This window comes from Bacillus sp. YBsi01 (genome assembly GCF_038406745.1).
GTDB lineage: Bacteria > Bacillota > Bacilli > Bacillales > Bacillaceae > Bacillus > Bacillus siamensis.
On record NZ_CP151679.1, the window covers coordinates 417,694 to 444,026 of the forward strand.

A 26,333-nucleotide genomic window follows, 5' to 3' on the forward strand; every position below is an offset into this window, starting at 1 on the left:
ACGGCATGCTGCGGTATTTTATCAAACGTTTTATCGCCATGATTGTGACCGTGCTCGTCATCACCACTCTGACATTTGTCATGATGAAAGTGATACCCGGCTCGCCTTTTAACGAGGAGCGGGGCACAAACGAAGCGGTCCAGCGAAATCTCGAATCCTACTACCATCTGAACGAACCTCTTATCACTCAATACGCCATTTATCTAAAATCCATTCTCGCCTTTGATTTCGGTCCTTCAATCAAAAAACCGTCAGACAGTGTAAACGCCATGCTTGAACGCGGATTTCCCGTTTCCTTTGAGCTTGGGATTACGGCGATCATTGTCGCTGTTATTTCAGGACTTGCGCTCGGCATAACGGCCGCTCTCAGACGCGGCGGCTTTCTCGATTATGCAGCCATGAGCCTTGCGGTGCTGGGGATTTCCATTCCGAATTTTATTATGGCGACACTGCTGATTCAGCAATTTGCGGTTCATCTGAAATGGTTTCCGGCAGCCACCTGGACGAGCCCCATTCATATGGTGCTGCCGACTGTTGCGCTTGCTGTCGGCCCTATGGCCATTATCGCGAGGCTGACAAGGTCAAGCATGGCCGAAGTGCTGACTCAGGATTATATCCGCACGGCAAAAGCAAAAGGTCTTTCCCCTGTCAAAATTATCATCAAACACGCCTTGAAAAATGCTCTTATGCCCGTTGTGACAGTACTCGGCACGCTTGCCGCAAGTATCCTGACGGGCAGTTTCGTCATCGAGAAAATCTTTGCCATTCCGGGGATGGGCAAATATTTCGTGGAAAGCATCAATCAGCGTGACTACCCGGTGATTATGGGAACGACCGTTTTTTACAGTGTGATTCTGATCGTCATGCTGTTTCTGGTTGATTTGGCATACGGCCTGCTGGATCCGCGCATAAAACTTCATAAGAAAGGGTGAGCCTGATGAGTCTCCCGCAAGAAACGGTAAAACACACAGAAGTGCCAGATGACTGGTTTCAGCCGGGCATGGAAAGAAAGGGTGAAACCGAGTCGGTGAAGCGTCCGAGCCTGTCTTACACTCAGGATGCGTGGCGGCGGCTTAAAAAGAACAAATTGGCGATGGCCGGCCTTGTGATTTTATGCTGCCTGTTTCTTTCAGCAGTGTTCGGTCCGCTGATATCACCGCACAGTGTGACGAGGCAGACGCTCGCCGAGCAGAATCTTCCGCCGTCTTTTTCACATTGGTTCGGAACCGACGAGCTTGGGCGGGACGTGTTTACAAGAACATGGTACGGAGCGAGGATCTCTTTATTTGTCGGTGTGATGGCGGCGTTGATCGACTTTTTGATCGGCGTCATTTACGGAGGCGTCGCCGGCTACAAAGGTGGGCGGACAGACAGCGCCATGATGAGAATCATCGAAGTTCTCTACGGCTTGCCGTATCTGCTCGTTGTCATTTTGTTAATGGTGCTGATGGGACCGGGGCTCGGTTCCATCATCGTCGCTCTGACCGTGACGGGATGGGTCGGCATGGCGCGGATTGTCAGAGGGCAGGTACTGAGGATGAAGCATGATGAACACGTGCTTGCTTCGAAAACGTTTGGAGCGAAAACATTTCGGATCATTAAGAAAAATCTGCTGCCGAATACGATGGGAGCCATTATTGTCCAAATGACGCTGACGGTGCCGGCGGCGATTTTTGCGGAATCATTTCTAAGTTTTCTCGGACTCGGCATTCAGGCGCCGTTTGCAAGCTGGGGCGTCATGGCAAACGACGGGCTTCCGGCGATTTTATCAGGCCATTGGTGGCGGCTGTTTTTCCCCGCCTTTTTCATTTCCTTAACGATGTACGCGTTTAACGTGCTTGGAGACGGCTTGCAGGACGCGTTAGATCCGAAACTGAGGAGGTAGGAAAAATGACGCAGCCAATTCTTTCAGTTCAAAATCTGCATGTTACTTTTTCGACATACGGCGGCACCGTAAAAGCCGTCAGAGGCGTCGGCTTTGATTTATATAAAGGTGAAACGTTTGCGATCGTCGGTGAATCGGGCTGCGGAAAAAGCGTGACGTCACAAGCCGTGATGGGTCTTCTTCCGAAACATTCGGCAAAGATTGAATCCGGAAGCATACAATTTAAACAGAAAGACCTTTGCCAAATGACGGAGCGGGAAATGCGGGCAATTCGGGGGCGCGACATTTCTATGATTTTTCAGGACCCGATGACGGCGCTCAATCCGACGTTGACCATAGGGGATCAGCTTTCGGAAGCGCTGTTGGAACACCGCGCCATGACGAGAAAAAAAGCTGAATCCGAGGTTCTCGCTATGCTGGATCTGGTCGGAATCCCTGACTCGAAATCCCGCCTGAAGCAGTATCCTCACCAATTAAGCGGGGGCATGCGGCAGCGGATCGTGATCGCGATGGCGCTGATCTGTGAGCCGGAAATCATGATCGCCGATGAACCGACAACGGCTCTTGATGTGACGATTCAAGCGCAAATCCTTGAATTATTTAAGAAGATTCAAAGAAAAACAGGCGTATCTATTATTCTGATCACACATGACCTCGGTGTTGTCGCTCAAACCGCTGACAGGGTCGCCGTCATGTATGCGGGAAAAATCGCCGAAATCGGCACGAGGCATGATATTTTTTACCGGCCGGCTCATCCCTACACAAAGGGGCTGCTCCGCTCAGTGCCGCGGCTGGATATGGAGGACAGTGAGCTTTCGCCGATTGACGGGACTCCGCCTGATTTATTCGATCCGCCGCCGGGCTGTCCGTTTGCCGCCCGCTGTCCGGACAGGATGATCGTCTGTGAAAAGGTATATCCGGAAACAACCGTGAAATCCAAAAGCCATTTCGTCAATTGCTGGCTTCAGGATCACCGTGCAGAGCGGCTGAAGCACAAACAGCTGACGGCAGCAGAGGAAAAAGGGGGATTTAAATGAAAAAGAGATGGGCGATCGGAGTGATTGCTGTTGTTTCGTTTGCTTTGATGGGCTGTACGGCCAATGAGCAGGCGGGGACAGAACCCGGCAAAGCAAAAGAACAGGGGGGCGAAACGGTGCTCCGGCTCAATAACGAAAATGAGCCGACCTCACTTGATCCGCCGATCGGATTTAATAATGCTTCCTGGCAGCCGCTGAATAACATCATGGAAGGCTTAACGAGGCTTGGAAAAGATAATAAGCCCGAACCGGCCATGGCGGAAAGCTGGAAGGTGTCCGCTGATAAGCTGACATATACCTTCAATATCCGTGATAATGCCAAATGGACAAATGGCGATCCAGTCACGGCGGAGGACTTCGTCTACGCCTGGAAACGGATGCTTGATCCGAAAACGGGCGCATCTTCCGCGTTTCTCGGCTACATGATCAAAGGCGGGGAAGAATTTAACAGCGGAAAAGGCAAAAAAGAAGACGTGAAAGTTGAGGCAAAAGATAAAAAAACACTGGTCGTCACATTGGCGGCACCGCAGGATTATTTTCTGAGCGTCGTGTCCAATCCGGCGTATTTCCCGATTAATGAAAGGGCCGCCAAGGCTGATCCGAAATGGTTCACTGAAGCGAAAACCTTTGTCGGCAACGGACCGTTCAAGCTGACGGAATGGAAGCATGATGACAGCATGACGATGGTCAAAAACGAGACGTACTGGGATAAAAAGACGGTGAAACTGGATCAAGTCACATGGGCGATGGTCAGTGACCGGAATACAGACTATCAAATGTTCCAGTCGGGGGATTTGGATACCGCTTTCGTGCCGGCAGAACTGAGTGAGCAGCTGATGGGCGGAAAAAACGTCCACACGTGGGATCAGGCCGGACTTTATTTCTATCGCTTTAACGTAAAAATGGAGCCGTTCCAAAATGAAAAGATCAGAAAAGCGTTTGCTGCAGCCATTGATCAAAAAGAAATCACGGATTATGTGACCAAAAACAGGGAAAAGCCGGCGCATGCTTTCGTATCTCCCGGATTTACGCAGCCTGACGGGAAAGATTTCCGCGAAGCGGGCGGCAGTTTATTAACCCCGAATGAATCAGAAGCCAAAAAACTGCTGGAAAAGGGCATGGCAGAAGAGCATTATGACAAGCTGCCTGATGTCACACTGACATACAGCACAAAACCGGAGCATAAGAAAATAGCGGAAGCGATACAGCAGAAGCTCAAAAGTGTGCTCGGTATAGACATTAAGCTCGCCAATATGGAATGGAACGTCTTTTTAGAGGAGCAGAAAGGACTGAAGTTCCAGTTTTCTCAAAGCTCATTTTTACCGGATTACGCAGATCCGATCAGTTTTCTTGAAGCTTTCCAGACGGGGAATTCCATGAACCGCACAGGCTGGGGCAGCGCGGATTACGACGAATATATTAAGCAGGCAAAACAGGAAGCCGATGCAAAAAAACGTTTTGCGCTCATGCATAAAGCGGAAAAGCTGCTCATGAACGAGGCACCGATCATTCCGATTTATTTTTACAATCAGGTGCATCTGCAGAACAGCGGTGTGAAAGGCATTGTCCGGCATCCCGTCGGTTACATTGATCTGAAATGGGCGGAAAAGTCCTGATATCACAACGGAAACAAATACCGCTCTTTTGACGGTAAAGGAGCGGTCTGTTTCACTTTTCAATCCATGGAAAAGGAGATTGAAAAAGCCATGAACCATAAACCGAAAGCACTGCAAAAAGGCGACACGGTCGGTGTGATTGCCCCTGCGAGCCCGCCTGAGAGCGGGACGCTGCAAAATGCGCTGCTTTTTTTAGAAGATGAGCTTGGTCTTCAAGTGAAACTCGGCCGGGCGCTGAAAGCCCGTCACGGCTATTTGGCGGGAGAGGACCGCGCGCGTCTCGATGATCTTCATGACATGTTTAGCGATCAGAAAGTCAAAGCAGTGATATGCGCGTGCGGAGGATTCGGCACGGGCCGCATTGCCGCTGATATGGACTTCGGCTTAATCCGCCGCAATCCGAAAATTTTCTGGGGATACAGCGATATTACGTTTTTACATACCGCCATTCATCAAAATACGGGGCTCGTCACATTTCACGGCCCGATGCTGAGTACGGATGTCGGGCTTGATGATGCTGATCCGCTGACAAAGGCGTCATATCACCAGCTTTTCGCAGAAACGGAATTCACCTATACGGAGGACATTTCCCCATTAGAGGTGCTGACAGACGGAAGAGCCGAGGGAGAGCTTGCGGGCGGCAATCTGTCCCTCATTACATCGACACTCGGCACGCCGTTTGAAATTGATACAAAAAACAAATTGCTGTTTATCGAGGATATTGATGAGGAGCCGTATCAAATCGACAAAATGCTGAATCAATTAAAAATGGCCGGAAAACTGTCAGACGCGGCAGGAATTCTGGTCTGTGATTTTCACCAATGCGAACCGAAGAATAAAGAAAAATCTCTTACTTTAGAGCAAGTGCTGAACGATTACATTGTCAAATCAGGAAAGCCTGCGCTTAAAGGCTTTAAAATCGGTCATTGTTCACCGAGCTTCGCCGTTCCGATCGGAGCCCGCGCGGTTATGGATACGGCGGCCAAAGCGGTAACGATTGAATCGGGGGTTTCCGGAAAGGAGTGATCAGGCGTGAGGATAACAGATATTCAAACGGGGCGGGTATCCGTCCCGCTGAAAAAGCCGTTTAAGACCGCTTTGCGCACGGTTTACTATGCTGAATCTGTCATTGTGAAGCTCACATTTGACAACGGTCTGACCGGATGGGGCGAGGCACCGCCGACGGTTGTGATTACAGGCGACAGCGCGGCCGGTATTGAAAGCGCAGTCTGCGATGTGCTGAAGCCCGCTCTCTTGGGGCGGAGCCTTTCCGGCATGGAAGCTGTGCTGTATGATATCAGCCGGCTGTTGGAAAGAAATCAAAGCGCAAAAGCCGCTGTAGATATGGCTGTATATGACGGATGGGCGCAAATGCACGGGCAGCCGCTTTACCGGCTGCTCGGCGGCTATCGGAATACACTGGAAACGGATTTTACCGTCAGCGTCAATTCTCCAGAGGAGATGGCGGGGGACGCGGACCATTATGTAAATAAAGGGTTTCGTATTTTAAAAATAAAAGTCGGCATAGGTGACATATCAGACGATGTGGCGCGGATTCAGGCGGTCAGATCACGTGTCGGCGCAAACGTCAAACTGAGACTGGACGCGAATCAAGGCTGGACGCCGAAAGAAGCCGTGACCGCGATCCGAAAGATGGAAGACGCCGGACTCGGCATTGAGCTTGTCGAACAGCCTGTTCACAAAGACGATATCGGCGGGCTGAAGCAGGTCACCGATGCCGTAGACACGCCGATTATGGCGGATGAGAGCGTGTTTACGCCCCGTCAGGCCTTTCACGTGCTGCAGACAAGAAGCGCCGATTTAATCAATATTAAGCTGATGAAAGCGGGCGGCATCAAGCAGGCGGAAACAATCAATGCGATGGCGGAAACGTGCGGGGTGGAATGCATGGTCGGCAGCATGATTGAGACCAAGCTCGGCATCACCGCCGCAGCCCATTTTGCAGCGGGCAAACGCAATGTGACAAAGTTTGATTTTGATGCGCCGCTTATGCTGAAAAATGATCTCATTAAAGGCGGCATCATATACAGCGGCAGCCAGATTACGATCCCCGATGAACCGGGTCTCGGCATTACCGGTGTGTCGGTGCAAGAGGAGGCGAAACAATGAGAGCAGCCGTAACAGCGGCGGCAGCCAACATATGGACGCTGCCGTCATCTCCCCGTTCGCATGATGCGCCGATGCTCGAAAACCCGCCCAAGATCAGAAAATGGCTGGCGGCTATGGGATATGAAGAGCGGCTCCGATTATGCACGGACAATCTTGTCCAAACGCAAGTGCTCTTCGGGGAAGAGGTGATCATTCTCAAAGAAGAAGGAGAATGGGCTTTTGTTGCCGTTCCCGGTCAGCCTTCAAAAAAGGACGCGCGCGGATATCCGGGCTGGATGAAGAAAAGCCAGCTTTCAGCATCCGGCTTTCAAACATCTTCTCCCGCCGTCTGGATTACCAAACCGACAGCTTTTTTATATCACACAAACGGCGAACCGGACTTTGAAGTGAGTTTCTTAACGCGTCTTCCGGCATCAGGACGTGAAAAAGGCTTTTTTCGTGTGATGACGCCGCTCGGGGAACGGCTCATAAATGAAGCTGACGCAGACGAATTTCGGCATACGGAAGGGCGGGCCGCAGATGTCATTGAAACGGGCATGATGTTTCTTGGACTTCCGTATTTATGGGGAGGACTGAGCGGTTTCGGGTTTGACTGCTCCGGATTGATGTATTCGATATTTAAAGCAAACGGCTATACCCTTCCCCGAGATGCCCGGGACCAGGCAAAAGCGGGATGCGGTGCAGAAGTAAACGATATCCGGCCGGCTGACCTTTTGTTTTTCGCCTATGAAGAAGGGAAAGGCGCGATCCACCATGTCGGTTTGGCGCTTGGAGACGGCAGGATGCTGCACTCCCCGAAAACGGGAAAAGCCATCGAAGTGCTGCGTTTGAAAGGAACCGTCTATGAAAAAGAATTATGCACCGTACGCCGCTGTATAAGCGAAAAGGGGGAATGAATATGACGGCATCTCCGCTCCTTGAAGTCAGCGGGCTGAAAATGCATTTTGACGCCGGAAGAAAGAAAGCCGTCAAAGCAGTCGACGGTGTCAGTTTTCACATTCAAAGAGGAGAAACATTCGGACTCGTCGGAGAATCGGGATGCGGTAAATCGACGCTCGGAAGAGTTATTCTCCGTCTGTATGACCCGACGGCCGGTTCGGTATCATATGAAGGAACGGACATACACCGTGCCGCGGCAGAACAGCGGTCCGTCCTCTTCCGTAAGCTGCAGATGATTTTCCAAGACCCGTACGCCTCGTTAAATCCGCGTTTGACCGTACGTGAAATTATTATGGAGCCGATGGAAATCCATAATCTTTACAATACCCGTAAAGCCCGGCTGATGATGGCCGATGAACTGCTTGAATCTGTCGGGCTTCATCCGGATTTCGGCAGCCGGTATCCCCACGAATTCAGCGGCGGACAGAGGCAGAGAATCGGGATTGCCAGAGCGCTTTCTCTGCACCCCGAGTTTATTGTGGCGGATGAGCCGATTTCCGCGCTTGATGTGTCCGTACAGGCCCAGGTCGTCAACCTTTTAAAAAGGCTTCAGAAAGAGAAAGGGCTGACATTTTTATTTATAGCCCACGATTTATCAATGGTTAAGCACATCAGCGACCGGATCGGCGTGATGTATTTGGGGCGCATGATGGAAATCACAGAAAGCGCTGCGCTTTATAAGGAACCGCTTCACCCTTACACGAAGGCGCTTTTATCCTCAATCCCGATTCCTGATCCGCTTCTTGAGGACAAGCGTGAACGGATCATTCTGAAAGGGGAGCTGCCGAGTCCCCTTAACCCGCCGAGCGGCTGTGTGTTCAGGACGCGATGTCCTGAAGCGATGGAGATCTGCGGCAGAATCACGCCTGAGCTTGAGGAAGTGAAGACAGGGCGTTTTGTCGCCTGCCACTTATACAAAAAAGAAAGCTGACCTTATGCCGTCAGCTTTCTTTTTGATTAAACCTGATGGAGAAATGACACGCAGACCGGATACGGAACCGGTACGTCGGATTGAAGCAGAGTCAGTCCGCCCGTTTCGGAGTCGCGTTCAAACAAAACCAGATTTCCCGTTTCTTCATTAGACGCGACAAGGAATGTTTCGGACGGATCAAACGCGAAATCACGCGGCCAGTTTCCTTCTGTCGGCACCCATTCAAGAAGAGACAATTCACCGGAATACTGGTTGACCTTAAAGATGGCGATGCTGTCATGTCCGCGGTTGGCGGCATAAAGAAATCTGCCGTCTTTAGATATGCGGATCGCGCTGCCCTGCGATTTGTCCGTAAATCCTTCTGGCAAAGCGGAAATGACCTGCAGCTCTCTGAATTCACCTAAGGTCGGGTTGTATTCAAGCACAATGACTTCATTGCTGATTTCCGTCATGACATAGGCATATTTCTCCGCCGGATGGAAAACGATGTGGCGCGGCCCTGAACCGGGTGCGAAAGAATGGGTTTTCACCTCAGTGAGCGCACCGTTTTTCATTTGGTACGTATACAGCGTATCCGTCCCTAAATCGAGGGCTGCAATGTAGTTATGCTCAGGTGTATAGCCCGCGAAATGGGCATGCGGTTTCTCTTGTCTTTCATGAGGGCCAGTCCCCGTATGAGCGGCTTCGGCTCCCGGCTCCCGCAGGCTTCCGTCCTTATTGACCGGAAAGGCGTGCACTTTTCCGCTGTGATAATTCGCGGTTAAAACATATTCATGTTTCTCATCAATGCTGACGTGGCACGGTGACGGGCCTTCAATCAGCTGATGGTTCACAAAAGTTAATTCCCCGCTGTTCTGATGAATCTGATAGGCTGCCACGCCGCCTTTACCGTCTGCTTTTTCAATGGAATACAGCATGCTGTTATCAGAGTTCGGTGTGACGTACGTCGGGTTGCCGAGCTTTGCAGCCAGCTTCGGCCGGCTGAGCCGTTTCGCTTCTGTATCAAGTTCAAAACAATAAATGCCTTCGCTTCCGCCTTTTGTATATGTTCCCGCATATCCTATGTACTTAGCCATTCGGTTTCCCCCTTTAAGTCTTGTCTTCTCTATATTAACGTATCTTGAAGGAAACTGCCTTGTAAATGTTTAAGATGTTCTGACAAGCGGAAGGGTGCAGCAGCGGAAGGAACCGCCTGATTTAATAATTTCGGAAAACTCGGTTTCAATGACTTTATATCCTCTTTTTCTGAGCTCGCGGTTCGTATGACGGTGCTGGGGCAGGCTGATAATTGTCTGATTCCCGATGGACAGGATATTCGGGCCGAGCGTAAATTGCTCTTCTTCAGGCACTTCTATCAGCTCAAAACGTTCGGCGAGAAGATCAATTTCTTTTTGTCCCAAGCCATTTTTGCAGTATAGCGCCTCCGTTTCCGAGATCATATTAAATACACAGTCCAAATGTAAGAAATCCTCCTTGAGAGGGATCGGCACAACGGTCATCTCCGGCAGCGCTTCCTGCAGCTCCCGGACAGCCGTTTTATCCGTGCGCTCGCTCAGCCCGGCATAAACGGTGCCGTCTGCGATCATGACGTCGCCGCCTTCAATGTTCGCTTTTCTGAGCCGCGTATAAGGGATGTTCTCCTCGTCAAGCAGGTTTTGAAAGACTTTTTCTTCTCCCTGCCTGACTGAAGCCGCCATGCTTGAAATAAACGCCGTCTCTCCTAAGACAAATCCGATATCCCGGGTGAATATCTGCTCGGGCAAACCGGGATCGGCGGGAAGCAGGGCGACTTCAATCTGATGGGATTTTAAAATGTCAATAAATGCATCATGCTGTTTGAGGGCGGCGGGGATGTCAATATTTTCTTGTTTGAAATGTTTTTGTGTTCCGTTAATAATATCTTTGATGGCCATGTGTTCCGGCCGGCATAAGATAACGGTCTTCAAAGCATCATATTCACTTCGGCATGCCGGTTTCTGTGTGGATTTGGGAATGGATACGTCCATGTGACAGCCTCCTATCAGTAATCAATGTGCGTTTATTATTCCCGGATGCGATGAATAATGAAACATTTCTGATAGAATATCTAACCAACTTAACATTTAAAATTTTAGACAAAATGGTCAAATTATTGTTTAATAAGGTACAGATGCAGTACGACCAGACACAAAGGGGAGTTTAAATCATATGAAGTTGCCAGAATCAAGGTTTTGCAAAGAAACAAGGGTTGTCAAGACAAGCAGGGTTTTTCCGCTCGATACGAATAATCACAATACACTGTTTGGCGGAAAGCTGATGAGCTACATAGATGACATCGCCTCAATTTCCGCGGCCCGTCACTGCCGATGTGAAACAGTCACGGCCTCAATGGACTCTGTAGATTTTTTGCGCCCTATCGGCCAACAGGATTCCGTATGTCTTGAATCCTACGTCACATGGGTCGGCACATCGTCTATGGAGGTGTTTGTCAAAGTCATTAAAGAGCATCTGATGACGGGTGAACGCGAGCTTGCGGCAACGTCGTTTCTGACATTTGTCGCGCTCGATTCAAACGGGAAATCGGTGCCCGTTCCGCGAATCGTGCCGGAAACCGAGGAAGAAATCATGCTTCACAAGACGGCCGTTCAGCGCGCCGGAGAACGAAAAAACCGCTTAAAACACAGCAAGGCCCTGGCTGAGGCGCTCGGAACAGATAAGCCTTGGTAATCAATCGCCAAACCGCTTTTTTTTAAAAGCGGTTTTTTTACGCTGAAAAAGGACTTTTCCCGCCGGATCCATAATCTATTACAGGGAAAGGAGCGTGGCGTGTATGATGAAACATAAATCTTCCGGCACCATCCTGACAACCGGGCGTATCCGCCTGCGGACCATGCGGGATGACGATGAAGAAAATTTGTACGGGCTGTTTACCGACAAAGAGGTCATGAAATATTATCCTTCTCTTAAAAGCAGGCGTGAAACAAAGGAATGGATCGCCTGGAACAAACGGCTGGCCAAAGGATACGGCGTCAGTCTTTGGATCGCAGAGGATAAAGAGACGGGCGCATTTCTCGGTCAATGCGGAATCGTTCCGCAGACGGTAAACGGAAACACATTGATGGAAATCGGCTATATGGTTGCCCGCAGCCGTTGGGGATGCGGTTATGCGACAGAGGCTGCGAAAGCCTGTCTGAAGTATGGTTTTCACACGAAACAATACGGACGCATCGCGGCGCTGATTGACCTGGATAATCTTGCTTCCGTCCGCGTCGCGGAAAAAATCGGCATGGTGCCGGGCGAGACCGTTAACAAATGGGAAAGGCAGCTGACGGTTTTTGATATTACATCTGACATTGAACGTTTCAGCGAAGTGTAGTATGATACGAACAGACATGTTTTCTAGGGTTCCGCATGTTCATACATGGCCTGGTCCGAGAGAAAACACATATGCGGACATCTTCCCGCATATGCACACGGAGGGAAAAAAGCCCGGGAGAGTCAATCTCATGTGAGACGACTATCCGGGCTTTTTTGTATTGTCCGGAACAAGAAAGGGTGAAGAACATGAAATGGGGTTTAGTGGTCATAGCCGCCGTATTTGAAGTGGTATGGGTCACCGGACTGAAACATGCTGATTCGGCACTGGCGTGGAGCGCCACGATTACGGGAATCATCATCAGTTTTTATCTATTAATCAAGGCGACAGACAGCCTGCCCGTAGGAACGGTATATGCGGTCTTTACAGGGCTCGGAACAGCCGGCACCGTGCTCAGTGAAATTCTGCTTTTCAAAGAGCAGGCCGATCCGGTGAAAATCGTGCTGATCGGCGTTTTGCTGATCGGTGTTATCGGATTAAAGCTGGTGACGCAGGATAAGCCTGAGACGAAGGAGGAGAAGGCGTAATGCATTGGATCAGCCTGATAGCCGCGGGCCTTTGTGAAATGCTCGGGGTCATTTTGATGAATCAATTTCAAAAAGAAAAGAAAGTCAAATGGATTCTTTTCATTATCGCAGGCTTTGCGGCTTCTTTTTCCTTGCTTTCTTATGCGATGGAGACGATTGCGATGGGAACGGCCTATGCGATCTGGACCGGTATCGGCACGGCGGGCGGCGCTTTAGCCGGCATTCTTTTCTACGGCGAGCAGAAGGATGCGAAGCGCATCTTTTTCATTGCGCTTATTTTGTGCGCAGCCGCAGGGCTGAAAATTCTTTCGTAAATTGATTTTTATCAAATTTTCAGTATAATCTATAATAAGTTACGAATTATGAAGATACGAGGGATTAAAGCATATGAATTCATATATGACACAGCGGCTGAAAGAATACCGCGACGGGAATGAGGAAAAAGGGCGCCTGCTTGTCAGCTGCCCCGATCAGCCGGGAATTGTATCGGCTGTGTCCGCGTTTTTGTTTGACCACGGTGCAAATATTATTGAATCAAATCAATATACGACTGACCCTGAAGGCGGACGTTTTTTTCTCAGGATTGAATTCGACTGCAAGGGCATTCGTGAGAAAAAAGAGGATTTAAAGCAGGCGTTCGCTTCAATCGCCCAGACATTCGGCATGACATGGAGCCTCTCTCTGGCAAGTGAGCTGAAGCGCGTGGCGATCTTTGTATCCAAAGAGCTGCACTGCCTTCATGAACTCATTTGGGAGTGGCAAAGCGGCAATATGATGGCCGAAATTGCGGTCGTCATCAGCAACCATGAAGAGGCGAAAGAAGTGGTCGAGCCGCTGAATATTCCGTTCCATTACATGAAAGCTAACAAAGACATCCGCGCCGAAGTGGAGCGGCGCCAGCTTGAGCTGCTGGAGCGATATGAGATTGATGTGATCGTTCTTGCCCGCTACATGCAGATTTTGACGTCTGATTTTGTATCTGCCCATCCGAATCGGATTATTAATATCCACCATTCATTCCTGCCGGCCTTTATCGGCGCCAATCCGTATAAACGGGCTTATGAGCGCGGAGTGAAATTAATCGGGGCGACATCTCACTATGTGACGGACGATCTTGACGAAGGTCCGATTATTGAACAGGATATCGAACGCGTCGATCACAGAGATCACGCGGAGGATCTGAAGAATATCGGCAGAACCATTGAGCGCAGCGTGTTGGCGAGAGCCGTAAAATGGCACTTGGAAGACCGTGTCATCGTTCACGGAAACAAAACCATCGTATTTAATTAATGACGGTCCGCCGGGGAGGCGGGCTGTTTTTATGGATAAAAATGTCTTGACAAGAACCTTTTTTCTTTGCATAATATAAAAAAATCATTGAGCGTTGAAGAGGATCAGTACGCAGAAATTTCTGTGACAGAGAGCAAAATGGCCCGCTGAAACATTTTGCCGCATGAAACCTGCCGAACCTGCCTTGGAGTCCTGAGGGGAAAACTCAGGCGCGATAACCTGGCGTTACAGGAAAGCGGGACGCGTGCAAAACGCGTTCAAACAAGGTGGTACCACGGAAAGCCCATTTCGTCCTTATTTTTCAGGACGGAATGGGCTTTTTTTATTGAAGAAAGCCGGTTTGGATTGATTGCCACGGAGGAGAAACGATGAAAAAGCAAAGAATTGTTGTGAAAATCGGGAGCAGCTCGCTCACCAACAGTAACGGAAGCATTGATGAAACCAAAATCAAAGAGCATACGGAAGCCATTTCATTATTAAAAGAAGACGGGCATGAAGTCATTCTCATTACCTCAGGCGCTGTGGCCGCGGGTTTTTCCGCTCTCGGCTATCCGTCGCGCCCCGTTACGATAAAAGGAAAGCAGGCGGCTGCCGCGGTCGGCCAGACGCTTTTAATGCAGCAATACATGGACCATTTAAAAAGATACGGACTGACGCCGGCGCAAATTTTATTAACAAGAAATGATTTCTCAAAAAGAGAGCGGTACAGAAATGCGTACGCTACGGTAATGGAGCTGCTGGAGCGGGGAGTCGTGCCGATTATCAATGAAAATGATTCCACATCTGTTGAAGAGCTGACGTTCGGTGATAACGACATGCTGTCGGCGCTTGTGAGCGGTTTGATTCATGCAGACCAATTAGTGATTCTCACAGACATTAACGGCCTGTACGATGCCAATCCGAATGAAAACCCGGACGCAAAGCGGTTTGACTATCTGAATGACATCACACCTGAATTGCTCGGGTATGCCGGATCAACAGGCTCAAAGGTCGGCACCGGCGGCATGAAGTCAAAACTTCTCGCCGCCCAGACCGCATTGTCGCTCGGAGTGAAGGTGTTTATCGGCACCGGCTTCGGGCGGGAAAAACTGAGGGTGATTTTAGACGGAAAAGGTGACGGCACATATATCGGCGATAAAGAGCTGTCCTCAGTGAATAATACACGGCAATGGATCATGTTTCATTCTCCGATATCAGGGGAAATCATCATTGATGGGGGAGCGGAGCAGGCGATGATCCATAACGGGTCAAGTCTGCTCCCGGCCGGTGTCGCCGATGTCTGCGGCAGTTTTCCGAAAGGGGCTGTGGTGGAAGTCAGAGGGCCCGGCGGCATCATCGGAAAAGGCCAGACGCTTTACTCATCCGATGAGATTTTAGAAGCTAAAGGGAAGCGGAGCGATCAGCTTCCGGGCACGAAGCAGGTGGAAGTGATTCACAGAGATGATTGGGTGAATTTATTTGACGAGGGGGAAAACAAATGAGTGAAGTATTGCAAAAAGCAGCCTTGGCAAAAGAAGCCGCTGCCGAAATGGTCATGAAAACGACGGCTGAAAAAAACGAAGCGCTCCAATGTATCGCAGACGGACTCAGAAATGAACGGCAGCTGATTTTAACAGAGAATCAGAAAGACATTGAAGCAGGACAGAAAAGAGGATTGACAGCTGACATTATTGACAGGCTGACTCTTGATGAAAAACGCCTGCTCGATATAGCGGACGCTGTGGAACTGTTAATCGGTCTTGAAGATCCCGTCGGTGAATCATTGGAGACCATTCAAAAAGAGAATGGATTATTCATTGAAAAAATCCGTGTGCCCCTCGGAGTAGTGGGTATGATCTATGAAGCCAGACCGAATGTTACCGTAGATGCTGCTACACTCTGCCTGAAAACCGGAAACGCGGTTGTCCTCAGAGGAAGTTCTTCAGCCATCCACAGCAACATAGCGCTTGTCAGTGTGATGAAACGCGCACTCGGGCTGTCAAAGCTTCCGATTGATGCCATTCAGCTCATAGAAGATACAAGCAAAGAAACCGCGAAACAGCTCTTTACATTAAATGACGGTCTGGATGTATTGATCCCGCGCGGCGGCAAAAATTTAATTGATCTTGTGGTCAGGGAATCCACCGTACCCGTGTTAGAAACCGGAGCGGGAAACTGCCACGTGTACATAGATGAGTCAGCAGATCCAGATATGGCAAGAGAAGTCGTCATCAACGCCAAAACACAGCGTCCTTCCGTTTGCAATGCGATTGAATCTCTTTTGATTCATGAAAAATGGGCGGAAGAACACGGGCGAAAACTGTTGCGCCAGCTGACAGAAAAAGGGGTGGAGCTTCGCGGAGATCAGGTGATTTGCGGACTGGAGCCTGCAGCGAAACAAGCCGAAGAGGCCGATTGGGGAGCGGAATACCTGGCGCCGATTCTCAGTGTAAAAACGGTGCAGGACGTACAGGAGGCGGTCCGCCATATTCAGCAGTACGGCACAAACCATTCAGAAGCCATTCTGACGGAAAACGGCGAGCATGCCGCATACTTCCAGACGGCCGTAGACGCCGCTGCCGTGTATCATAATGCTTCAACCCGGTTTACAGACGGCTTTGAATTCGGATACGGAGCCGAAATCGGCATCAGCACGCAAAAGCTTCACGCGAGAGGGCCGATGGGGCTTCCGGCGTTAACCTCTACAAAAATCATCATCAAAGGAAACGGACAAATCCGAGTATAGTCTATTAAGCTTATCCTGAAAAAAAGGGTAGGCTTTTTTTTATACAGAAAGATTGACGAGTTAATTTGTATTGTGTAGAATTAAATTGCACAAAATATAAAAGAGGTGAATTCACATGACAAAACCATTATTTACAGCAACAGTATCAGCCGCCGGCGGACGGGAGGGAAAAGTCACGTCTTCTGACGGTGTGCTGAATCTTGATGTTGCCATGCCGGGAACGCCAAGAGCGAAACGTCTCGAACACGCCACAAACCCTGAACAGCTGTTTGCTGCAGGGTACTCAGCCTGCTTTGACAGCGCCCTTCAGCTCGTAGCGAGAAAAGAGCGCCTGAGTATTGAAACAGAAGTCACTGCGCATGTCAGTCTGCTGAAAGATGAAGCAGATCAAGGATATAAACTCGGCGTTACGCTTGAGGTTAACGCATCCGGCATTGAGAAACAGGAGCTGGAAGCACTTATCCAAAAAGCGCACGGTGTCTGCCCGTATTCAAAAGCGACGGCGGGAAATATAGAAGTAAAGCTTCTGGCAGCAGAATAAAAATAAGGATGCCCATTCGGGGCATCCTTATTTTTCGCCGTGCAGCGTTCTTAAAACCTCATAAAGCGACTGCTTTACCTGCTTTAATTCCTCTTTTGACAGTCCCGTCTGTTCCAGCATGGCAATGGGAATATCCGCCGCCGTTTTCTGCATGGCCCATCCTTCATCTGTCAGCCTGATCGTCACGGAGCGCTCATCTTCAGGCGACCGCCTTCTTATAATGATTCCGCGCTGCTCCATCCGTTTCAGCATCGGTGTCAGCGTTCCTGAATCCAGGTGCAAAAGCTCACCCATCCGTTTTACATTCAGTTCTTCATGCTCCCATAATAAAAGAAGCGCCAAATATTGCGGATAGGTCACATTGAGCTTATCAAGCAGCGGCTTGTACCGTTTCGTCATTTCCCTTGAGCTTGCATACAGCAAAAAGCAAAGCTGATTCTCCAGTTTCATATGTTCAAATTCTTTTTCTGCCATAACTTCTTCACCAACTCTTTGTTTGTTAACGTTACCCCTATTGTAGCCGAAAAACGGCCCATTTCCTATTCTAATATGTTTAAAAATATGAGTATGGGTAATATAAACAATAAGTACAATGAGGAGGCTGATAATTATGGCATTATTTACTGCAAAAGCGACCGCAGTCGGCGGACGGTCAGGACATATTAAATCCGAAGACGGAGTGCTGGATTTTGACATCATCATGCCGAATGCAAAAAAAGACGGAGAAACGGGCACAAACCCTGAACAGCTTTTTGCGGCAGGATATGCTGCCTGCTTCGGGGGAGCGCTTGAGCTCGCTGCCAAAAAACAGAATATCGACCTGACTTCTGAAATTGAAGGGCAGGTCAGCCTTTTAAAAGATGAGGGTGACGGGGGATACAAAATTGGCGTAACGCTCGTCATTGATACAAAAGACCTTGATAAAGAAACGGCGGAGAAGCTTGTACAGGCCGCTCACGAGTTCTGCCCGTATTCAAAAGCAACAAGAGGAAATGTTGACGTCAAACTTGAACTCAAATAAATAAATGAACGAATATCCCGGATATATAAGATCCGGGATATTTTATTAACGAAACATCAGTAATGAACTCTTCTCTCCTGGAATAAGAATACGATATAGCACTTTTGCATAATGACACCAAGAGAAACGAGGGAGAAATCGATGTCTCTTCCAAATATTCCGAACATCACCCCCGACATTACACTCTCCAAATGTGAGACTTTGAACTTCCTTCTTTCATCTGTGGCTATGGAAGAAATCGGACTATCCCATATTCTGCAGGCGGAAGCAGATCGAATTCAAACGTTTCTCAGCGCTTCCGGCGATCCTTCTCTGGGGGAATTGTCAGCAATCAATCGAAGCACCGAACGGCTTCTGCGCACAGTCATGAAATCCCAGCTCCTTTTGCAGACAAAGCTTGAGGACATTATCTACTTACAGGATTCTGAAGCCTGCATGGATCCTGATGACCGAAGCGATCCGAGTGACCCGGACGATCCTGATGACCCGTGGGACCCAGATGAACCCTGCGATCGTGATGATCCGGATGACCGGTGCGACAATCCAAGCGACTCATGTGATCCGCGCTTTCCGAATCCTCCGCCTGAAGATCCGTGCGACGGTCTGTTTTACGGCCGCATTGGCTGCTGTGAGTGCGAGGATTGTGAGGAATGCGAATGGAGGAGAAAAGGCGGGGAGCGTTCATAAAGGAAGAGATGGGTGAAGCATATGCCGTATCCAAGCCTCTCAAAAGCGAAACAGACATCTTTTGAAGCGATGCATTGTCTCACGATTGCGCTGTTACATATATTAGCTGTGACCGTTGATAAAAGAAAGGATTCAAATTACAAAGAAGAAATCAGGCTGTTTTCCGCATTGTGCCGCTGGCAGGCGGAAACAGGCGGGCGGCTGTTTTTAATGATCAGCATGGAAAGAGAGCAGAAGCGGATGTATGAGCGGCACTTTCATGAAATGAAGACAGTGACGGAACGAACGAAAAAATTCATTTCTGAAAGCCCGCCAGAATTCCGGACGCATCCCATTACGAAACGGGCGGTCAGGCAGCTTCGGGAATGGGATCCGGAATCATCATCTGCCGAACCTGCCGTCAGATGGGTGCGGCCAGTCTTCGTAACGATGAACGGCACTCCTGAAAAGCCTTGGTTCAATCAACAACTCCAAAAGCGGGAAAGGTGAGAACATGAGCGGAAATGCTGAATGTAAACTGACGCTTTGCATGATTGTAAAAAACGAGGAGAGATATATCTCCCGGTGTTTATCAAGTGTACAAGATATTGCGGACGAGATCGTCATTGTAGACACCGGGTCACAAGATAATACAAAAGATATCTGCAAAAGTTTTCAGGCCAGAGTGTTTGATTTAGAATGGGAGAATAATTTCGCCAAGGCGAGAAATTACGGCCTGCAGCATGCCAATGGGGATTGGATTTTAATGCTTGACGCTGATGAAGAGCTCGATCAGGAGAGCGGCCGCTTTATCACTTCGCTGCTTCATGATGAATTACCGAGCCGGGGTCTTTTAAAAATCATCAATTACACTGGGAAGCAGCTGGATGAAAATGAAGCGTTTGAAAGCATGCAGCCGAGACTGTTCCGCAATCATGAAGGCCTTCTGTACCAAGGCAGAATTCACGAAAATATTACCTCTTCCAATGAGGAAGAAAACAATACTTTTTTTACGCTTCCTTGTGTGATTCATCACTACGGTTATTTGGAGCAGGAAGAAAAGATCAAACAAAAACATAAACGGAATATCAGCATTTTAAATGAAGAGCTTTCAGAAGAAAATCCGGATCCGTGGCTTATTTATCATTTGGCAAGCGAATGCTGCAGAATAAAAGACTATGAAAAAGCATTACATCTTGTCAACGGATCAATTTTTCAATTTTTAAGCGAAAAACGAATGCCCCCGTCTCTCTTGTATCATTTAAAATATACAATGTTGCTTGAACTCAAACGGTATGAAGAAGCGGAGCAAGGGATTGAAAAGGTGCTCAGGCTTTATCCTGATTACAGCAATCTTCATTATTATAAGGGCCTTATATTATATCATTTGGGAAAGTACAGAGCGGCTATCAAAGCATTTGAAAACGGAACGAAGATTGAAGAAGAAAATGCTGGCCACTTAAAATTAAAAGGTGCCGGCGATTTCAGAGCTTTTTATCATATGGCGAAATGCCATGCTGCATTAAACCATGATATGACGGCTGTCGCTTACGCCAAAAAATCCGTGAAATCTAATCCTCAATTTAAACCTGCACAAGAACTTCTGACACAATTAAAAAAGGATCAGCGGACAAACGCCTGATCCTTTTTTTTGTTCCTGTTAAGATAATCGAATAATGTTCAACGCCGCACCGGCACTTCCCCCAAGCAATGCCGCCTCACCTAATAATCCGAACAGCTGAAGCTGGATGGTGCTGCCTGCTGACAAATTCACAATGAAGGAGTTGTTGAAGTTTGCCAATGACACGGCAGGTGCAATAATTGAACTTGCAGGCGGGGTGCCGTTAATCAGGACCCGTGAACTTACAAGCTGGCCCGCTGCTAAATTAATCTGGTAGGAGATATAGTACCGTCCTGCCGGCGCAACGGTAAACACAGTATTAGCAGCATTAGCCGTAATATCTGCGGAAAGGTTTTGATCATTCGGCAAGGAAATGGCTGTGCCGCCGATAACAACAGCGACAACACCGCCGCCCGTATTACTTGCAAATCCGGAAGTCGCCGTTAAACTTGTTCCGGTGACACCCGCAGCGCCGGTGGCTCCAGTGATACCAGTGGGTCCAGTCGGCCCTGCCACTCCAGTGGCCCCAGTAGTACCTGTGCCTCCGGGCGGTCCGATGGCTCCGGCAGCACCAGTGATGCCTGTGGGCCCGGAGACCCCTGTAGCTCCGGTAATTCCTATCGGTCCATTTTCTCCAGCAGCGCCAGTGGCCCCAGTAATCCCGGTCGGTCCAGTCGGCCCCGCCAGTGCAGGAATATTTGAGATACTGTCCAATTTTGAACCGAGAAGAAGCTCCTGTTTCATTAAGCTGTCAAGCGTATGACGGACGCTCTCATTCAAGTTCGAAATATCCGCAAGACTTGACGGCGGTCCTGTTAATCCGGGAATCGTCCCGAGCGCGTATTGGATTTTTTCTCCTTCCGCATTCAGAATATGGGCCATTCCCAGCTCTTCCATCGCAATTGATGAAAGAAGAAGGTCAATGGTATCGTCTCTGGAATGGGTCACGACAGGGGTGATGTTAGGTAAATTAGGCTGTGACACAATGTCCCTCCTTATGAGTTGACAGAAAATGTCTTCATTACGTATAAAGTCCCCGAAAAAAAGCGTAAAGCAGTACTGTATCAATATATTCACTTATGCTGTCCATTTTTCTGAATGAATGACCTTAATTACTCAATTGCGTTCACGAAAAATAAACCTGCGTTGTAAGCAGGTTATTCTGGATTAATATACTTTTTTGCGGGCGGAAGTTTTCCAGGCGTCAAAGGGGGCGGTATGATCGGAGAAGCTGAGATGATAAAAAGGAATTGATCTCTCCGTCCGCTGTTTCTTGATTTCATCATATATGAAGGTGTCATCAAAGCCTGCATCAGAGGCATCTGAGTGGCTGGATGCGTAATATACCGCTTTTGGCCTCGCCCAATAAATGGAGCCTAAACACATAGGGCAGGGTTCACAGCTTGTGTAAATCACACAATCGTCAAGCTGATATGTTTGAAGCGTCCGGCACGCATTCCGGATCGCCGTTACTTCAGCATGGGCTGTCGGATCGTTGCTGGATGTCACATTGTTCTGCCCTTCGGCGATAATGACGCCGTTTTTAACGATGACGCAGCCAAAAGGCCCTCCGCCTTCATCCACGCTCTCAACTCCAAGCGTGACCGCCCGCTTTAAAAATGAAGTGTGCTGATTCATCTCAAGTCCCCCTCGGTTGATCGAATACTTTAACTATAGCTGAAGATACATCGCAAAACATTGGCAAATCGGTCAAAATAACAGCTGGAAATGGGATCATATATATAAAGAAAGCTTTGTCTATATATCTTGTGCATGTCCTGCAAAAACTCTCTTTTTCATTTCCAGTTTTCTGTATAAAAGGGCAAGAAGCATAGAGGGGATCGTACAAACAACCATTCCGATAAAGGCATACCGGGGTTCAATTTCATATAAAAAACCTCCGAAAATAGTAAATACCGCAGTGCTCCAGCTGAGCGCAAGCGCTGAATACATGCCTTGGGCTTTCGGGACTTGCGCAGGGGAAATATGTTTAATTAAGTATTTCATAAATGCATAGTGTCCCATCGCGAATGAACAGGCATGCAGCGTCTGCGCGAGGCAGAAAATGATGACATGCGGAAAGGCAAAGACGAGTACCCAGCGTACGGTAGCACCAAGCGCCGCCAAAGCAAGCAAAGCGCCAGCCGTAAATTGATGAAAGCATCGGTCAGCGATTGCAAAGAAAATGATCTCCGCAATAACGGCGATGTTGATGATGATTCCGATTGCATATGCGGGTGCATGGATTTCCTGCAAAAAGAGATAACCGTAATTGTAGTAAGACGCATGTGCCGCCTGCAGCAAGATAACGATTGCGAGCACCAGACCGAAATGTTTGATGCGGAATAAGGCAAGCATGCCCTCTTTTTTTGTACAATCTGTTTCCGGCCGTTTTGAAAGAACAGCGGGCGCATGCATAAAGCTGAGGCATACGAATATCAGAGTGCCCAAAAGCAGTGCCCATAAAATCACTTGATCTCCAAATATACCTGTAAAGACGGACAGGATGACGCCGGCTGAAACAAATCCGGCGGACCCCCATTGCCGGCTGGTCCCGTAATCTCTTAATTCGTTATGCTGTACCAAAACGCCGCAAGCGCTGTCCAAAGCAGGCATCAAAGCCGGATAAAACACATGCAGCCCTAATGTGACAAGAAGCAGGCTTAGAAAAGAGTCAGCCGGAATATAACATAAAAGCGCAAGAAATGTACCGATTCTGGCTCCGTTCAATATGGCTCTGCTGCTGAATTTTCCGGATAAATAAGGAAAGAAAAGCAATGTGGAAATTCCTCTTGCCGCCAGACCTAAGCTCATAATGAAACTGGCTTCGGATACGGAAACTCCTTTTATATGGACCATCCATCCCGTCCAATAGGGCAGAAAAATCCCCCATGTCATAAAAAAGCTAAAAAAATGCAGACTCATCCAGCGATATGCGTTCATTCCCGTTCCTCCTTTTCATTGGCATGTTATCATGTAAAACGTAAAGATAATATGAGATATCTCATATATTTCGGGGTGGACGATGGAAATTTATAAAGGTGAGAAAAAACGGCATCAGATAGAAAAACACTCAATCGCGCATTTATTTTCTTTTCCCGCTGAAGAGTATATGGAAGTGCGGGAATATCAGCGGGATGAATGGATTATTCAAGAGGGCATGAGGCCGGACTTCCTATTTTACGTGATTGAAGGAAAAGCGAAAATATATGTAACCCATCAAAACGGAAAAGTATCGTTAATTAATTTTATCAACAAAAATGATTACATCGGAGAGATGGAACTATTACATGAAGTATATTACACAAAAGGCATTCAGGCCTCAGCGAAGACTGTGTGTTTCGCTCTGCCGATTTGCCGCTGCCGCGCGCAATTGCTGCAGGATGCGAATTTTCTGCGTGAATTGGCTAAGTTTTTAAGTGATAAAGCAACGCTTATGGCTTCAAAGTATTCACAAAGTCTGGCGTTCCCGGTTGAAAACCGGCTTGCTGATTTCATTTTGCAGACGGCTTATGAAGGATTTTATAAAGAGAAGCACGTAACGGTTTGTGATTATTTAGGTGTATCTTACCGTCATCTCTTGCATGTGCTGACGCAATTCTGCCAAAAAGGGTATTTGCAGAAAGAAGGGCGGGGCTATCAAATTAAGCAGCATGATTCACTAAGTGAACTTGCAGAGGCGCTGAAGAATAAGTAGCAAGCCCAAAAAAACAGCCATCCGCACATTAGGGATGGCTGTTTTTTTATTATACAAGCTGAGCTTGTTTTTTTCGCGCCTGTTTCGCAGCGTCGACCATATTTTTTAATGCCGCAACGGTTTCTTCCTGCTGTCTTGTTTTCAGCCCGCAATCCGGGTTTACCCAGAAGCGGTCTGTCGGACACACTTCAAGCGCATCATCGATAATTTGATAGATTTCTTCAGTAGCCGGCACGCGCGGGCTGTGAATGTCGTATACACCGAGTCCGAGGCCTTTCACGTAAGGATGATCTTTCAGATATTCTAAAAATCCTCCGTGGCTTCGGCTGTGTTCGATTGTGATGACATCCGCATCAAGGTCATTGATCGTATCGACAATATCTTCAAAGTTGCTGTAACACATATGCGTATGAATCTGCGTCTCATTTTTCACAGAAGACGTCGTTAATCGGAAAGCTTCTGCGGCCCAAGTTAAATATTCATTCCAATCCTGCGTTTTTAACGGCAGTCCTTCGCGGAGCGCGGGTTCATCCACTTGGATAATCTGAATACCGGCATCTTCAAGCGCTTTTACTTCTTTTCTGAGGGCAAGCCCGATCTGGAAGGCGATTTCTTTTCTTGAAATATCCACGCGCGGGAATGACCAGTTTAAAATGGTGACAGGTCCCGTCAGCATGCCTTTCATGTGCTTTTCTGTCAGCGATTGGGCATAGACCGTATCTTTTACCGTCATCGGTTCGATAAATTCGACATCTCCGAAAATGACAGGCGGACGTACGCAGCGTGAACCGTAAGACTGCACCCATGCATATTTCGTAAAGGCGAACCCGGCCAGTTTTTCACCAAAGTATTCGACCATGTCCGTCCGTTCAAATTCTCCGTGAACGAGCACGTCTAAGCCGATTTCTTCCTGAATGTCAACCCAGCGCTTCGTTTCCGCATTAATAAACGCTTGATACTGTTCATCCGTCCAATCTTTTTTCCGCCATTTTTGCCGTGCGCTCCGCACTTCTGCAGATTGAGGGAAGCTTCCGATCGTCGTCGTCGGCAGAAGGGGAAGACCGAGTGATTCATTTTGCAGCGCCAATCGTTCTTCAAAGCTTGCAGGGCGGGAGAAATCTTTTTCTGTCAGCTGATTCAATTCTTCTTTTTGAGCTGAGTTCGCTCCTGTTGCGAATGCTTTCAAAGCTTTAAGTGCCGCTTTTGACTCTTCGATCTGCTCACTGACAGCCGCTTTGCCGGACAGAAGCCCTTCTTTTAAGACGCCGAGTTCCGCCAGTTTTTCTTTAGCGTATGACAGGCCGTTCAGCAAATCCTTTTCAAGATGCTCGTCAGGGTGTTTCGCCACGGGCACGTGCAGAAGGCTGCTTGAAGGCTGAATCCATAACTCCTCAACATCAGCGTGGCTGAGGATATCCAAAGCCGCATCAAGGTGTTCTTCAACATCGATTTTCCAAATGTTTCGGCCGTCGATCACACCGGCTGCCAGCACTTTATCTTTCGGGAAGCCGTGCTTTTTCAATTGCTCGAGGTTTCTGCCTTTATCATGCACGAAATCAAGCCCGATTCCCTGTACAGGATACGAAACGAGTTCTTCATATGCATCAACCGAATCGAAGTATGTCTGCAGGAGGACATTCAGCCCTGAAAGCTCTTTTGCAATAGATTCATAGAGTTCTTTTGCGGCGCGGACATCTTCAGCAGAGGCTGTCACAAGGGCTGGCTCATCAATCTGAACCCATTTGACGCCTTCAGCTTCAAGCTCTTTCAGCAGCTGCACATAAAGAGGAACAAGGCGCTTTTGAATCGCTTTCGCCTCTGATTCTTCGTATCCTTTCGCAAGCGTGACGAATGTGTACGGACCGACGATGACAGGTTTCGTTTCCGCTCCGAATTCTTCTTTGATCCGGCGGTAGTCGTCAAGCTGTTTGTTTTTCGTCAGACGGAATTCAATGCTTTCGTCATATTCAGGAACGATGTAATGGTAGTTGGTGTTGAACCATTTTGTCATTTCACTGGAAACGGCGTCTTTAACACCGCGGGCAATCGCGAAATATGTATCAACGGGATCCGTGATGCTGCGGAATCTTTCCGGAATCCAGTTAAAGCTGACGGCGGTATCAAGCACATGATCATAATGAGTAAAATCAGAGACCGGCACGATATCGATATGTTGGTCAAGCTGCGTTTTGACAGCTGATAAGAATAAACCGTCAAGCTCTTTAAGAAACGTTTCTTTATCAATGTTTCCTTTCCAATAAGCCTCAAGCGCTTTTTTCCATTCTCTGTTCAAGCCGATTCTCGGAAAACCGAGATTTGAAGTTTTGATTGTAGTCATTAAGTCTCCTCCTT

The 26,333-nt window shown here is 48.3% G+C and carries 28 protein-coding genes and 1 riboswitch; of the genes, 21 read left to right on the top strand and 7 right to left on the bottom strand.

Going from position 1 to position 26,333, the window contains the following annotated elements:
• The first annotated feature begins 5 nt into the window (after window positions 1–5).
• The 8 genes from AADZ70_RS02460 (at window position 6) to AADZ70_RS02495 (ending at window position 8,538) form a co-directional block, all read left to right on the top strand.
• The gene (locus AADZ70_RS02460) at window positions 6–932 is read left to right on the top strand and encodes an ABC transporter permease (RefSeq protein ID WP_016936417.1); all 927 of its coding nucleotides are present in this window, start codon (window positions 6–8) and stop codon (window positions 930–932) included.
• 5 nt (window positions 933–937) lie between these two features.
• Window positions 938–1,885 carry an ABC transporter permease gene (locus AADZ70_RS02465; protein ID WP_047475384.1) on the top strand — a complete coding sequence of 316 codons (948 nt, stop codon included), beginning with the start codon at window positions 938–940 and terminating at the stop codon, window positions 1,883–1,885.
• 5 nt (window positions 1,886–1,890) lie between these two features.
• Window positions 1,891–2,922: an ABC transporter ATP-binding protein gene (locus AADZ70_RS02470; RefSeq protein ID WP_099744351.1), complete on the top strand. Its 1,032-nt coding sequence runs from the start codon at window positions 1,891–1,893 to the stop codon at window positions 2,920–2,922.
• Complete coding sequence (locus AADZ70_RS02475) at window positions 2,919–4,538, top strand: peptide ABC transporter substrate-binding protein (protein WP_342007670.1); 1,620 nt, start codon at window positions 2,919–2,921, stop codon at window positions 4,536–4,538. Before AADZ70_RS02470 ends, AADZ70_RS02475 begins: the two co-directional genes overlap by 4 nt.
• A gap of 66 nt (window positions 4,539–4,604) precedes the next feature.
• Complete coding sequence (locus AADZ70_RS02480) at window positions 4,605–5,564, top strand: LD-carboxypeptidase (protein ID WP_342007671.1); 960 nt, start codon at window positions 4,605–4,607, stop codon at window positions 5,562–5,564.
• Between the two features lie 6 nt (window positions 5,565–5,570).
• Complete coding sequence (locus AADZ70_RS02485; RefSeq protein WP_342007672.1) at window positions 5,571–6,668, top strand: dipeptide epimerase; 1,098 nt, start codon at window positions 5,571–5,573, stop codon at window positions 6,666–6,668.
• Entirely contained in the window at window positions 6,665–7,564 is a 900-nt protein-coding gene (locus AADZ70_RS02490) for a C40 family peptidase (protein WP_342007673.1), read from the top strand. The genes AADZ70_RS02485 and AADZ70_RS02490 overlap by 4 nt, the downstream gene beginning before the upstream one ends.
• 2 nt (window positions 7,565–7,566) lie before the next feature.
• A complete protein-coding gene (locus tag AADZ70_RS02495; RefSeq protein ID WP_016936410.1) occupies window positions 7,567–8,538 on the top strand; it encodes an oligopeptide/dipeptide ABC transporter ATP-binding protein in 972 nt (323 codons plus the stop codon).
• 26 nt (window positions 8,539–8,564) lie between these two features.
• Here the strand turns inward: AADZ70_RS02495 and AADZ70_RS02500 are convergent, their stop codons facing one another.
• Both AADZ70_RS02500 and AADZ70_RS02505 read right to left on the bottom strand, forming a co-directional pair.
• A complete protein-coding gene (locus AADZ70_RS02500) occupies window positions 8,565–9,614 on the bottom strand; it encodes a lactonase family protein (RefSeq protein WP_342007674.1) in 1,050 nt (349 codons plus the stop codon).
• Window positions 9,615–9,683: 69 nt separating this feature from the next.
• Window positions 9,684–10,544: a dimethylarginine dimethylaminohydrolase family protein gene (locus AADZ70_RS02505; RefSeq protein ID WP_342007675.1), complete on the bottom strand. Its 861-nt coding sequence runs from the start codon at window positions 10,542–10,544 to the stop codon at window positions 9,684–9,686.
• Window positions 10,545–10,725: 181 nt separating this feature from the next.
• Between AADZ70_RS02505 and AADZ70_RS02510 the strand changes: the two genes are divergently transcribed.
• From AADZ70_RS02510 to AADZ70_RS02545, 8 genes are all read left to right on the top strand, one after another.
• The gene (locus tag AADZ70_RS02510) at window positions 10,726–11,244 is read left to right on the top strand and encodes an acyl-CoA thioesterase (protein WP_016936407.1); all 519 of its coding nucleotides are present in this window, start codon (window positions 10,726–10,728) and stop codon (window positions 11,242–11,244) included.
• Window positions 11,245–11,347: 103 nt separating this feature from the next.
• Complete coding sequence (locus AADZ70_RS02515; RefSeq protein ID WP_342007676.1) at window positions 11,348–11,893, top strand: GNAT family N-acetyltransferase; 546 nt, start codon at window positions 11,348–11,350, stop codon at window positions 11,891–11,893.
• A 12-nt stretch (window positions 11,894–11,905) separates the two neighbouring features.
• Window positions 11,906–12,015, top strand: a riboswitch (guanidine-I (ykkC/yxkD leader).
• A 66-nt stretch (window positions 12,016–12,081) separates the two neighbouring features.
• Complete coding sequence (locus AADZ70_RS02520) at window positions 12,082–12,420, top strand: multidrug efflux SMR transporter (RefSeq protein ID WP_029575216.1); 339 nt, start codon at window positions 12,082–12,084, stop codon at window positions 12,418–12,420.
• Entirely contained in the window at window positions 12,420–12,734 is a 315-nt protein-coding gene (locus tag AADZ70_RS02525; protein ID WP_016936404.1) for a multidrug efflux SMR transporter, read from the top strand. The genes AADZ70_RS02520 and AADZ70_RS02525 overlap by 1 nt, the downstream gene beginning before the upstream one ends.
• Before the next feature lie 73 nt (window positions 12,735–12,807).
• Complete coding sequence (gene purU / locus AADZ70_RS02530; protein WP_016936403.1) at window positions 12,808–13,710, top strand: formyltetrahydrofolate deformylase; 903 nt, start codon at window positions 12,808–12,810, stop codon at window positions 13,708–13,710.
• Between the two features lie 368 nt (window positions 13,711–14,078).
• Window positions 14,079–15,191 carry a glutamate 5-kinase gene (proB, locus tag AADZ70_RS02535; protein WP_342007677.1) on the top strand — a complete coding sequence of 371 codons (1,113 nt, stop codon included), beginning with the start codon at window positions 14,079–14,081 and terminating at the stop codon, window positions 15,189–15,191.
• Window positions 15,188–16,435, top strand: a complete 1,248-nt coding sequence (locus AADZ70_RS02540) for a glutamate-5-semialdehyde dehydrogenase (RefSeq protein WP_016936401.1) — start codon at window positions 15,188–15,190, stop codon at window positions 16,433–16,435. The genes proB and AADZ70_RS02540 overlap by 4 nt, the downstream gene beginning before the upstream one ends.
• A 115-nt stretch (window positions 16,436–16,550) precedes the next feature.
• Window positions 16,551–16,976, top strand: a complete 426-nt coding sequence (locus AADZ70_RS02545; RefSeq protein ID WP_016936400.1) for an organic hydroperoxide resistance protein — start codon at window positions 16,551–16,553, stop codon at window positions 16,974–16,976.
• Between the two features lie 27 nt (window positions 16,977–17,003).
• Here AADZ70_RS02545 and AADZ70_RS02550 read toward each other — a convergent pair whose 3' ends face one another.
• On the bottom strand, window positions 17,004–17,450 hold the full coding sequence (locus tag AADZ70_RS02550; protein ID WP_045925688.1) for a MarR family transcriptional regulator: 447 nt from the start codon (window positions 17,448–17,450) through the stop codon (window positions 17,004–17,006).
• Between the two features lie 136 nt (window positions 17,451–17,586).
• Here AADZ70_RS02550 and AADZ70_RS02555 point away from each other — a divergent pair, with 136 nt between their 5' ends.
• The 4 genes from AADZ70_RS02555 to AADZ70_RS02570 all read left to right on the top strand — a co-directional run bounded on the left by AADZ70_RS02555 (window position 17,587) and on the right by AADZ70_RS02570 (window position 20,305).
• On the top strand, window positions 17,587–17,997 hold the full coding sequence (locus tag AADZ70_RS02555) for an organic hydroperoxide resistance protein (protein ID WP_342007678.1): 411 nt from the start codon (window positions 17,587–17,589) through the stop codon (window positions 17,995–17,997).
• 141 nt (window positions 17,998–18,138) lie between these two features.
• The gene (locus tag AADZ70_RS02560; protein WP_342007679.1) at window positions 18,139–18,684 is read left to right on the top strand and encodes a hypothetical protein; all 546 of its coding nucleotides are present in this window, start codon (window positions 18,139–18,141) and stop codon (window positions 18,682–18,684) included.
• A gap of 21 nt (window positions 18,685–18,705) precedes the next feature.
• On the top strand, window positions 18,706–19,173 hold the full coding sequence (locus tag AADZ70_RS02565) for a hypothetical protein (RefSeq protein ID WP_342008038.1): 468 nt from the start codon (window positions 18,706–18,708) through the stop codon (window positions 19,171–19,173).
• A 4-nt stretch (window positions 19,174–19,177) separates the two neighbouring features.
• Window positions 19,178–20,305: a glycosyltransferase gene (locus AADZ70_RS02570; RefSeq protein WP_342007680.1), complete on the top strand. Its 1,128-nt coding sequence runs from the start codon at window positions 19,178–19,180 to the stop codon at window positions 20,303–20,305.
• Between the two features lie 18 nt (window positions 20,306–20,323).
• On the opposite strand, the gene AADZ70_RS02575 is transcribed toward AADZ70_RS02570, so the two are convergent.
• The 3 genes from AADZ70_RS02575 to AADZ70_RS02585 form a co-directional block, all read right to left on the bottom strand.
• A complete protein-coding gene (locus tag AADZ70_RS02575; protein ID WP_342007681.1) occupies window positions 20,324–21,268 on the bottom strand; it encodes a collagen-like protein in 945 nt (314 codons plus the stop codon).
• Between the two features lie 183 nt (window positions 21,269–21,451).
• A complete protein-coding gene (locus AADZ70_RS02580; RefSeq protein WP_342007682.1) occupies window positions 21,452–21,922 on the bottom strand; it encodes a nucleoside deaminase in 471 nt (156 codons plus the stop codon).
• Window positions 21,923–22,042: 120 nt separating this feature from the next.
• Window positions 22,043–23,227 (bottom strand): MFS transporter, encoded by a 1,185-nt coding sequence (locus tag AADZ70_RS02585; protein WP_342007683.1) that lies wholly within the window; start codon window positions 23,225–23,227, stop codon window positions 22,043–22,045.
• Between the two features lie 82 nt (window positions 23,228–23,309).
• Here AADZ70_RS02585 and yeiL point away from each other — a divergent pair, with 82 nt between their 5' ends.
• The gene (gene yeiL / locus AADZ70_RS02590) at window positions 23,310–23,981 is read left to right on the top strand and encodes a transcriptional regulator YeiL (RefSeq protein ID WP_016936391.1); all 672 of its coding nucleotides are present in this window, start codon (window positions 23,310–23,312) and stop codon (window positions 23,979–23,981) included.
• Window positions 23,982–24,030: 49 nt separating this feature from the next.
• Here yeiL and metE read toward each other — a convergent pair whose 3' ends face one another.
• A complete protein-coding gene (gene metE, locus AADZ70_RS02595; protein WP_342007684.1) occupies window positions 24,031–26,319 on the bottom strand; it encodes a 5-methyltetrahydropteroyltriglutamate--homocysteine S-methyltransferase in 2,289 nt (762 codons plus the stop codon).
• Between the last annotated feature and the right edge of the window lie 14 nt (window positions 26,320–26,333).

What these genes read in the sequence shown, in the direction of transcription:
- proB (WP_342007677.1), top strand. Translation starts at nt 14,079, where the DNA reads ATGAAAAAGCAAAGAATTGTTGTGAAAATCGGGAGCAGCTCGCTCACC.
- AADZ70_RS02510 (WP_016936407.1), top strand. Translation starts at nt 10,726, where the DNA reads ATGAAGTTGCCAGAATCAAGGTTTTGCAAAGAAACAAGGGTTGTCAAG.
- AADZ70_RS02580 (WP_342007682.1), bottom strand. Translation starts at nt 21,922, where the DNA reads ATGAATCAGCACACTTCATTTTTAAAGCGGGCGGTCACGCTTGGAGTT.
- AADZ70_RS02505 (WP_342007675.1), bottom strand. Translation starts at nt 10,544, where the DNA reads ATGGACGTATCCATTCCCAAATCCACACAGAAACCGGCATGCCGAAGT.
- AADZ70_RS02495 (WP_016936410.1), top strand. Translation starts at nt 7,567, where the DNA reads ATGACGGCATCTCCGCTCCTTGAAGTCAGCGGGCTGAAAATGCATTTT.
- AADZ70_RS02480 (WP_342007671.1), top strand. Translation starts at nt 4,605, where the DNA reads ATGGAAAAGGAGATTGAAAAAGCCATGAACCATAAACCGAAAGCACTG.
- AADZ70_RS02545 (WP_016936400.1), top strand. Translation starts at nt 16,551, where the DNA reads ATGACAAAACCATTATTTACAGCAACAGTATCAGCCGCCGGCGGACGG.
- metE (WP_342007684.1), bottom strand. Translation starts at nt 26,319, where the DNA reads ATGACTACAATCAAAACTTCAAATCTCGGTTTTCCGAGAATCGGCTTG.
- AADZ70_RS02470 (WP_099744351.1), top strand. Translation starts at nt 1,891, where the DNA reads ATGACGCAGCCAATTCTTTCAGTTCAAAATCTGCATGTTACTTTTTCG.
- AADZ70_RS02540 (WP_016936401.1), top strand. Translation starts at nt 15,188, where the DNA reads ATGAGTGAAGTATTGCAAAAAGCAGCCTTGGCAAAAGAAGCCGCTGCC.
- AADZ70_RS02560 (WP_342007679.1), top strand. Translation starts at nt 18,139, where the DNA reads ATGTCTCTTCCAAATATTCCGAACATCACCCCCGACATTACACTCTCC.
- AADZ70_RS02475 (WP_342007670.1), top strand. Translation starts at nt 2,919, where the DNA reads ATGAAAAAGAGATGGGCGATCGGAGTGATTGCTGTTGTTTCGTTTGCT.
- AADZ70_RS02500 (WP_342007674.1), bottom strand. Translation starts at nt 9,614, where the DNA reads ATGGCTAAGTACATAGGATATGCGGGAACATATACAAAAGGCGGAAGC.
- AADZ70_RS02550 (WP_045925688.1), bottom strand. Translation starts at nt 17,450, where the DNA reads ATGGCAGAAAAAGAATTTGAACATATGAAACTGGAGAATCAGCTTTGC.
- AADZ70_RS02585 (WP_342007683.1), bottom strand. Translation starts at nt 23,227, where the DNA reads ATGAACGCATATCGCTGGATGAGTCTGCATTTTTTTAGCTTTTTTATG.
- AADZ70_RS02460 (WP_016936417.1), top strand. Translation starts at nt 6, where the DNA reads ATGCTGCGGTATTTTATCAAACGTTTTATCGCCATGATTGTGACCGTG.
- yeiL (WP_016936391.1), top strand. Translation starts at nt 23,310, where the DNA reads ATGGAAATTTATAAAGGTGAGAAAAAACGGCATCAGATAGAAAAACAC.
- AADZ70_RS02525 (WP_016936404.1), top strand. Translation starts at nt 12,420, where the DNA reads ATGCATTGGATCAGCCTGATAGCCGCGGGCCTTTGTGAAATGCTCGGG.
- AADZ70_RS02555 (WP_342007678.1), top strand. Translation starts at nt 17,587, where the DNA reads ATGGCATTATTTACTGCAAAAGCGACCGCAGTCGGCGGACGGTCAGGA.
- AADZ70_RS02565 (WP_342008038.1), top strand. Translation starts at nt 18,706, where the DNA reads ATGCCGTATCCAAGCCTCTCAAAAGCGAAACAGACATCTTTTGAAGCG.
- AADZ70_RS02465 (WP_047475384.1), top strand. Translation starts at nt 938, where the DNA reads ATGAGTCTCCCGCAAGAAACGGTAAAACACACAGAAGTGCCAGATGAC.
- AADZ70_RS02515 (WP_342007676.1), top strand. Translation starts at nt 11,348, where the DNA reads ATGATGAAACATAAATCTTCCGGCACCATCCTGACAACCGGGCGTATC.
- AADZ70_RS02520 (WP_029575216.1), top strand. Translation starts at nt 12,082, where the DNA reads ATGAAATGGGGTTTAGTGGTCATAGCCGCCGTATTTGAAGTGGTATGG.
- AADZ70_RS02570 (WP_342007680.1), top strand. Translation starts at nt 19,178, where the DNA reads ATGAGCGGAAATGCTGAATGTAAACTGACGCTTTGCATGATTGTAAAA.
- purU (WP_016936403.1), top strand. Translation starts at nt 12,808, where the DNA reads ATGAATTCATATATGACACAGCGGCTGAAAGAATACCGCGACGGGAAT.
- AADZ70_RS02490 (WP_342007673.1), top strand. Translation starts at nt 6,665, where the DNA reads ATGAGAGCAGCCGTAACAGCGGCGGCAGCCAACATATGGACGCTGCCG.